Origin of the sequence: Butyrivibrio sp. INlla16 (genome assembly GCF_900104155.1) — a bacterium.
In the GTDB taxonomy this organism is placed as follows: Bacteria; Bacillota; Clostridia; order Lachnospirales; family Lachnospiraceae; genus Butyrivibrio.
The window spans coordinates 1-8,609 of the sequence record NZ_FMYB01000085.1; the positions used below are offsets into that span (position 1 = coordinate 1).

Here is an 8,609-nt window from a genome sequence, read left to right on the forward strand (position 1 = left end):
CCTCTATCCTTTCGGAATCAATATATGTCTATTATACACCGCCTTGGAATGCTATACTATAGCCAAGTACTAATCGATGAGGAAGAACCAATTTATATTTTTATGTGCACGAATGACCGAAAATAAAATCTCGTCATTACGCGCGAAAATGACCCGCGGAACATCTTATCCCACAAATTTTGGCATGTCAATAGAAAAATCACATAAGATTTAACTTTTTGGGTTTTTATTTCAAATTTCATATCTAAATATAAAATAAGATTTCTATTTATCTCGCGATTCCTCATGTTTTTGGTACTGTTTTTTCATTTTATCCTGGCTCTTAACTGATTCTTTTTCCTTCTTCTCCTTATCCTTTTTAGCCTTAATATCATCAGAAGTAGAAGGCATATCAATCCCCTGTCCTCTGTCATCAGTAAACTTACCTGTGAACCTTTCTTTTTCACTGGCAACCCTGGCCATGAAGTCAATCTGTTTAAGCTCCCTGTACTGCGCTTTTAGGATCTTAAGCTCTCTTTGTCCTCTTGCATCATCTTCAATTGCTCTGACAAGCCTGTCTCTTACCTCAGTAAATTTATCAGGAGTAATTCCCATGGATGATAAGTCATTTAGAAGCTCTCTCTCCTTTTTTGCTATCTTTCCGGCATCTGCATCAAGACCTGAAACAAACCTATCAAAAGTAGCATCTGAGATTTCTCTTTCAATCTCTGTTCTGCTCTTTAAGATCTCCGGGCGCTTATCCTTATATAGAAGAAAATTTATGAAGTTATAGATATCTTCCTTGGAGTACTCTTCAGGTTTATAGCTTCCTTCCACGCCCCTTGCGCTCATGAGCTCTCTTGCAAGCTTTAACGACTTATCATCTGGCTTTTCTATTTCTCCATAACGCTCAGATGGAGAAAAGCTATCCTTTAGGTAACTTATCAGCCTGTATGCATCATAAAAGCTTAAGTTCTCTATATTTATATTTAAGTTTTGGATCTCTTCTAACCTACTGGTATCACTTGCGCCGTTACTCATAAGGAAACCCAGCATACTCTTCTGGGCCCTCGTAATAGCCTTCCCAGTATTCTTTTCCTTAAAGATCCCTGAGCTTTTCAGGTACATCTTGTCATACTTTACTTCAAGGGATTTTTTGATATCAGTCATGGAATTATACATAACATCAGGCATTACTTCGCTTTTTCCCTCAAGATACCTGATGCAGGAAAGCCCCTCTTCCCTCGAAAGTTCATTAAAGGGATATGCTGATTTAATGTTTGGATTCTCAGCAAGAAGGACATATAGCCTTTTCTTCTCATTACCCTGCATCTGATCTAACGCTGCTCTCTTTATACGTATCTCATTTTCAGAGAATCTGTTTATATTAAGATCCTCAATACCTATGCCCTTTTGCAAAAGCGCATCCTTATAAAACATGGAATCATCAATCTTTTTAAGTATGCTCTTATAAAGCTTTGCATTTCTCCCTGAATCCTTAAGTTCCTTTGTTGAAATACTTATTTCCCTTCCTTTATCGGAAAGCTTTTCTTCAAGGTCAGAAAAGGATGTAATGTGTTTTCGTTCAAGCTCCATTAAGGTCATATCCATTATTCGTGCATAGTTTTCTAAATACTGAGCCTTCGAATCCTTGGATTTATCACCCTTTATTGACATCTTTGCCAGGCTAAGTGCTTTAAGGAATTCCACAAACACGATTTCAATATCAGTACGCCTTCTCTCATCAAGGGTATATCTCTGTATCTGCAAAGGTCCCAAATATAGTCCAATACCGCTGTTTTCACCAGCTTTTTCCTGCTCTTTTGCTTTAGTTGCAAAGCTGTTCATTATTCCTGTCTTGGAATAATCATAATAATCATCCTCAATATTCAGCATAGAATCCCTGCAGACATAGTCTTTCCCGAACAACACCGAAGGCAGATGATAGGTTATATGATTATCTGTTTCACGTAACCTGTATCCGGCATTTGTCATAATCTCCTTGTATTCCTCAAAGGAGGATGAAAGCTGGGCTGCCATCTTTATCTCACTTCTTAGCTGCTCCTTCCAGCTCTTTCCCTCACGCCTCATGCTCCACTCCGTCCAGCTCATGCTCCTTTCATTAGAGGGATTTATGATGATGGGTAGCCCGTATTCTAAGGATAATTCGTCGCAAAGAGCTCTGGCCTTATTAAGGTTCTCCATTGAATCGTCATATTTATGGGTTCCATCTATGCTATAAGCGCAACTGACAATATGGTTATGGTAATGATCCGTATTTATATGAGTCGATATGGATGCTGCATAATCAGGAAGAAATTCCTTACAAAACTTCACTCCTATCTCATGGACTACTTCTGGAGACAGTTCATATCCAAGCTCTTTCTTGCCCGGAAAGCTCATCATCCACATATATGCAAGCCTTGGCTTTGTTTTAGTCTCTATGGTTTCATAAAAAGCCTTTCCTGTCTCTTTGTCTCTATAAACCGGAGCTGCTTCATCATAGATAAGATTCCCATGTTTATCGCGAACAACCTCGCCATTTTCATCATGCTTTGCTCTGAAAAGTCTCTTTGATCTCTGAGTTTTAGACTGTTCTTCATGCCCAGTTCTAAGATATAGCTCCCTGCTCTGATCAAACAGTTTCTTTACATTTCCCACTTTGCAGTTATGTCCGGAAACAAGGATTTTCTCCCCCGATGCAGTTTCAAGAAGAGTTTTCTCCGTGTTCTCTGCGTACTTAAACACGTTGTTTAGCTCTTGTTCATAGTCACTCATTTCCTTTTCTTTATAAGTAGTTTTTTTCTTATCCTCAGCATACGAAAGGCCATTGCTTACGGACTTACCGGTATGATAGCTTTTTACTCGCAGTACACCCATTCTTCAAAGGTACCCTTTCTTGTCTCTCTTACTTTTGAAAAAAGCTTTTTCTTAGCTTCATCGTAGAGCTTATTCCTGGCATCCAGCTCAATATCCAGATGCTTATCAAAAAGATCATTTATATCCTTAAGGGTCTTCAATATCATCTTCACATCCTGTTCGTACACTTCTCCGGTCCTTCTAATAGAAGCACATACGCCTGCGATGGAGTTTTCAAGATCATTTAGCTCCATGCTTACATAGTAAATATCCTGGACTACAACATGAACTCTTGGTGGCATATCCATCGCAGCAACTCTAGTCAGGTATTCTCTTACAGACATTGAATACTCACTGGCAATTTCCTGTAGTCGTTCTGCTTTCCTTTCTGAAAGCTGTATACGGAAGTCCTTCGATTCCTCATAAGTCGTCCCATTTCCTGAATCCATCCCCTTTCTTAAAAGGTCTCGGGCATACGCTGACTTCGTTAAGTGTGCCTCCTTAGCTTTTCGCGCTAGTTCCTCTGACATTTCCTCCGGTACGGTAATCTTTATTACTTTTTGCATTTCAAACACCTCCATATAAGAAATACCCTCAATAAAAGCGCTTTTGCGCTTTAAATTCCACATTTATGTGGAATGGGCTTGGGGCATGATGCCCCAACCAGGTCTCGGGCAGGAGCCTGAGCAAGCGGGTGTCGGAAAATGGGCAATGGCCCATTTTTCCTGACCACCCTGTGCTTGTAAAGGAAAAAGCTATGCGTTTTCTTTGATATGCTCTTTCGCATAACCTCCACCTTAAAACCTGATCTCAGGATCTGTTCCTATTTGATTGCTTTAAAACTGCCAAAAAGTACCTGTTTTTCCCAAAAACTATGCGGATTTCCAAAAAAGTTATCAAATTTGGCAATTTATTTTTAAAAAATTCAAAAATGAGGGTATTTCATATATGGGAAATACAGAAAGGAAATAAATATGGCTGATGAAACAAGGCAGATAACACTGACATTTATCATGAACAGGCCTTCTCACAAAACAGCATATGAATTCCTGGAAAGAATGGGACATAAAAAGTCCTATGTCATTTCAGAGCTATTTACATATCTGACCCATATGTATGGCACTGGCTGGGATAGAAGGAACGTTGACCGGTTCCTTGAAACAATTATGGACAGTTCAGACGGTAACGCCCCTGTTCTTGGACTGTCCACACCTATTCCTGCAAAAAAGACATCCTATGTAACAAAGCCTAAAAAGGAAATAGCTGTCAAACAAAATACATCATCTGAAACGCCCACAGATAATATGGCTCCTTCCGCAGAGGATACCGCCATGGCTTATGACCCAAAGCTTGCAGCGATTGATTTTGCAGAAAACTATATCTTATCAAACAGTCCGGAGGAAAAAAGAATTTCGTTACAAGCCTACTGGACAGAGCTTCGCAGGGACTGTGATTATGACACCCTTTATGAGGAAGTCATCTTATATTATGACGGCGATTATGAAGGAAAAGACAGCCTTAGCTTTGAAGAATTCATAAAACAACAGCTGATTATCGGAGGTAAACAATGACAGTGCAAACTCTTTCCGTGGACAGCGGAAAATATGCAACAAAAGCATGCATCCTGCGTAGTTCTGGAAATATTGGAACACTTAAGTTCCTTACCAGAATGGACGCAGAAAAAGAAAACCTTGGAGATACGGAATCCTATTCCGTTATCTATGAAGGTTCAAAATATCTGATAGGACGACAGGCATCCAGCTGGGATCCAAGCAGAACAAAAAAATCTGAGATACATAAAATATCCACTTATACTGCGATTGGAAATCTTGTAGGAAATGGGGATCATGTGAACATCGGGATTGGATGCCCTTTGTCCATCTACATGAATCCGGCTTCAAGAAAGGCCTACAAGGAATACCTTGTATCTCATGGAAAGCAGATAAATATCACAATCAACCGGAAAAACACCTCTTTTACAATAAAAAGATCATTCATTTTCCCAGAGTCATCCGGTGTGATATATCTAAACAAGAAGGAATTTACGAACGATACGGTTGGTGTTGTTGATATCGGAGGTCTCAATGCCAATTGCTGCATCTATGAGAATCTGATACCAAAAGCAGACGTAAATTCCATGTTTACGCTTGATGAAGGCGGACATATCCTCACCAACAGGATTAAGTCAGAGTTAGAGAGTAATTGTGATGTTTCTCTTAGCGACATTCTTATGAACAAAATCCTGAAAGATGGATTCATGCACAGCGATCCTGAAAAGAGTTCAGAGATAATTAAGCGCTGCAAGAAGGATCATGTCATGAAAATCTATAACGAATGTAAGAAAAACGGGTGGCCACTGGAAAATATGAAGATCATCTTCATCGGCGGCACTTCTGCTCTTCTCTCAAATGAGATCGAGGAAATCTTCCCTTGGGTTGATTTAAAAAACTGCATAGATTATGGTGATTATGCCAATGCCCATGGCTTCCTGAAAGAGACAAAAAACAGAACTTTCTAAATGAATCATATGTATAAAACAGGTAATTGAGGATGTAGTAAGCTGCATCCTCTTTTTCATGAAAAGGATTATCGCCAGGTGATATAATGTGATATGTATTATTTACATCAGAGAGCAGGATGAAGGACCTCATTAGCATTGTCGCTAATATCTCTTCCGGCATGCTATCACTACAAAATAGCCTTAACAAACGACCAACTATCCCTGACTCTATCTTTCTATAGCAAAAATACCTGCCAAATTGATGGCAGGTGTATCATATCTTATTTTCTCTTACTTCTAGAGTTAATACTCTCAGCTTTTTTCTTCAGGAACGAGATAAGCTCTGTTGAACAGTTTTGCTTTTCAACGACCAAAACTTTTGATGGTGCCAGCTTAAGGAAAAAGTAATTCCTGTCTTCATCAATGCCGCGAAGTGCGTCAAAACGTATTGTATTCTTTACAAGGGCGCTATCCATCTGAAATTCATCTTCGTAGAAAGTGTAGTGGATATGCATATTGCCTGCAGCCTTATTTTTATTGAACACCATCTTTGTAGACATCTCAATGGCAATAAAAAATGCCACCAATATCACGAATGGTGCAGTAACCGCTGTGAAGATTGTTCCCTTATCTCCTTCAATAATCCCAGGGCCATAGACAATAGCAAGAATCACTATCAGCATCAATAGTATAAAAAGCCAGTTACTTTTAAGCATAACAAGCACTCTTGCCCTGTTTATTTTTTTTATACCTTTAAGTTCACATGATAAATCTGTTTCAAAAGGCATTTATGTTTCCTCCCCAACCTATATAAGTTATCTTAAATAAATTAAATATAGGATTGCTATAAAAAATGGTGCTGAGCCTATGCACAGCACCAATATCCGTATTTCAAAATAGTCAGTTATCAATAAGTTCATCTTCGATGACGTCTAAGTTATACTCATTCTGCTGGAAACTATTAAATGGATTATTAATTGCTCTATTTCGCTGTGAAGATCTGGTCCCCTGCTCTATCATCTTGCAAAGGTAACCAACTTTGTCCTCTATAGGCTCTTTTGTAGTATCATCAAGTCTCCTTTTAAACTGCAGGACGATTTGCATCATAAACATCGCATCTCTATTTAACCTCTCCGCCTGCTTGCAGACTCTTTTAATCTCATCATCTTCAAACTCTATATAAGAAGCTTTCAAGAATAACTTAAGCTGCTGGAACAACTCTTCGTTAGCCTTTTCTTCGATAAGCTTACTCTCGCTTGTTGTAATATACTGCTTAGCTTTGACAGTAAATAAGTATCCTGCTGAAACTCCATTTACTCTTTGAAGTTCATAGTCAAAAGTAAAATCACATTCTTCAACAGCATTTATGCTGTTTTTTGCGGGTTCAAGTACTCTTCTCTTGATATCACCGACGTTATAGGATTCCGGTATTGAGAACTGGTGCTTCATATCTTCAATGGATATTCTAAACACACCTGGTGTCGCATTGGGAAATTCCTTATAGTTTTTCTTGTTTTCAAGAAACCAGTATAGAGCTATCGTATATTTCCCCTGAAGCTGAGTTGTAACTTCCAAAGCTCCATACGCTCCATGCACAAGCTGTGAACACAATGCCAGATCCTTAAAGAAATCTGAAGGCACAAACTCAATATATGCAGAAGAATCTTTGCTGTTACCTTTTCCATTGTGATATCTCAGGATATTGAACCACGGAACGACTATCTCATCTTCACCATCAGGACCAAGATCCTCAAATACAAGATGTCTTTCCTTAAGCTTCTTTGTTCCCTTCCTGAATACTGAATACAGGTACTTATCATCTGCGTAGCGCGAATGACCAAGGAAGCTCGACGGCTCTATTTTGTACACCTTATTTTCGGGGAAAGAAGACATTGTTCCGAGAATAGCATCAAACACGATATTTTCATCAGCTGTAAATTCCATTTTGCAGTGCATAATTAGGGCATCGGTTCTGTATGCGATACCCACACCGCCCTTTTTCAGCGGATGCTTATTATCCTGAAGAGCAAGAAGTTTAAGAAGCGTCGTATGAGCATTATCATTAAACGTTTCTACAAGACTGTCTATAGAAATCGCTTTTTTTATATACTCTTTAAGCTGAGCTTCATCCTCTGAAATAACCGCCAGGCCGTTAGAATCTACGACATCTGACTGGATTTCATCAAGATCTACAACTCCCCCTGTAACTGTGTGGACTGTCTGGTGTTCAAACTGTCCGAGTGTGTCCGTCAATGGTTGATTATCTCGTATCATTTGTATTCCCCTTTACAGATGACAAGACTATAATTTGTCATGTCATCAATTATTGTATACCTGTTACCAATTAATTCATAGTGTGAAATTTGTCATCCGATTTTTGTCTGATGACAAATGAACTATTTGTCATTATATTACAAGAGCCGCATATATACTGAGTTTATTTAGTGTGTAATTTGTCATTTAGTATATAAATATATGAATTTAATTTAGTGTGTTTTCTGTCATTGTACGCTAAGTAGATGACAAACAATACATTTGTCATCCTATCACAAAAGGCAGATAAATACTACATTTGTTTAGTGTGAGATCTGTCAGAATGACATTTCCATGACATCAAACAAATTTGTCATCGATTTTCAAAAAATCTTTGTTTTTTACAAAAAAATTGACCGGTTCGGTCACGATTTTTTATAAAATCAGGTGATTTTTTGATGATTTTTGCCGCTTTTAGTGTGAAATCTGTCATCGATGACAACAAAATAATTTGTCATCCGTTAGTGTGAAATCTGTCACTGAATACGAACTGCAATTTTTTTTGTTAGTGTGATTTCTGTCATCGAATTAGTGGGAAAACTGTCATTTAGTGGGATTTCTGTCATGCTCTAGTGTGAATTTTGTCGGCAGTTGTGGGATTTCTGTCGCTTTTTAGTGTAATTTCTGTCATCCAAAATCTTTCTAAAGCCGCTATTTTACTGACTTTGTGGCCCCTCTACTATACTTACTATACTCTTTTTTCTATACTTTTATATCTATCCACGACCGACATGAAAACAAAGCATTAGTGTGAAATCTGTCATCCTAACCTCCTGGTATTTCCCCATAAAAAACAGGGCTTCTTATCATCAAATAAGAAATACCCCGTTTTTAGGATTTTTTTAAAATATTATTTATTATTTTTCATGTCCTGCTCAATCAGGTAGTTAATATAACCTGTAACACCACCGAATTTACCACCAACTGCCTTGGCATAGATCAAATTCTCTGCTTTAAG

6 protein-coding genes are annotated in these 8,609 nt (G+C 38.3%); 2 read left to right on the top strand and 4 right to left on the bottom strand.

From position 1 onward, the window contains the following. Positions 1–264 precede the first annotated feature (264 nt). Both BLR42_RS21000 and BLR42_RS21005 read right to left on the bottom strand, forming a co-directional pair. On the bottom strand, positions 265–2,859 hold the full coding sequence (locus tag BLR42_RS21000) for a relaxase/mobilization nuclease domain-containing protein (RefSeq protein ID WP_091873446.1): 2,595 nt from the start codon (positions 2,857–2,859) through the stop codon (positions 265–267). Further along, on the bottom strand, positions 2,841–3,404 hold the full coding sequence (locus tag BLR42_RS21005) for a hypothetical protein (protein ID WP_091873448.1): 564 nt from the start codon (positions 3,402–3,404) through the stop codon (positions 2,841–2,843). Before BLR42_RS21005 ends, BLR42_RS21000 begins: the two co-directional genes overlap by 19 nt. Positions 3,405–3,812: 408 nt before the next feature. Between BLR42_RS21005 and BLR42_RS21010 the strand changes: the two genes are divergently transcribed. Beyond that, the gene (locus BLR42_RS21010; protein ID WP_091873451.1) at positions 3,813–4,409 is read left to right on the top strand and encodes a hypothetical protein; all 597 of its coding nucleotides are present in this window, start codon (positions 3,813–3,815) and stop codon (positions 4,407–4,409) included. Beyond that, positions 4,406–5,356, top strand: coding sequence for a ParM/StbA family protein (locus tag BLR42_RS21015; RefSeq protein WP_091873454.1), 951 nt, complete (start codon positions 4,406–4,408; stop codon positions 5,354–5,356). Before BLR42_RS21010 ends, BLR42_RS21015 begins: the two co-directional genes overlap by 4 nt. 263 nt (positions 5,357–5,619) lie before the next feature. Here the strand turns inward: BLR42_RS21015 and BLR42_RS21020 are convergent, their stop codons facing one another. Together BLR42_RS21020 and BLR42_RS21025 are read right to left on the bottom strand one after the other, a co-directional pair. Further along, positions 5,620–6,126: a YcxB family protein gene (locus BLR42_RS21020; RefSeq protein WP_091873456.1), complete on the bottom strand. Its 507-nt coding sequence runs from the start codon at positions 6,124–6,126 to the stop codon at positions 5,620–5,622. 112 nt (positions 6,127–6,238) lie between these two features. Further along, the gene (locus tag BLR42_RS21025; protein ID WP_091873459.1) at positions 6,239–7,612 is read right to left on the bottom strand and encodes a replication initiation protein; all 1,374 of its coding nucleotides are present in this window, start codon (positions 7,610–7,612) and stop codon (positions 6,239–6,241) included. Positions 7,613–8,609: the final 997 nt, after the last annotated feature.

What these genes read in the sequence shown, in the direction of transcription:
- BLR42_RS21015 (WP_091873454.1), top strand. Translation starts at nt 4,406, where the DNA reads ATGACAGTGCAAACTCTTTCCGTGGACAGCGGAAAATATGCAACAAAA.
- BLR42_RS21000 (WP_091873446.1), bottom strand. Translation starts at nt 2,859, where the DNA reads ATGGGTGTACTGCGAGTAAAAAGCTATCATACCGGTAAGTCCGTAAGC.
- BLR42_RS21010 (WP_091873451.1), top strand. Translation starts at nt 3,813, where the DNA reads ATGGCTGATGAAACAAGGCAGATAACACTGACATTTATCATGAACAGG.
- BLR42_RS21005 (WP_091873448.1), bottom strand. Translation starts at nt 3,404, where the DNA reads ATGCAAAAAGTAATAAAGATTACCGTACCGGAGGAAATGTCAGAGGAA.
- BLR42_RS21020 (WP_091873456.1), bottom strand. Translation starts at nt 6,126, where the DNA reads ATGCCTTTTGAAACAGATTTATCATGTGAACTTAAAGGTATAAAAAAA.
- BLR42_RS21025 (WP_091873459.1), bottom strand. Translation starts at nt 7,612, where the DNA reads ATGATACGAGATAATCAACCATTGACGGACACACTCGGACAGTTTGAA.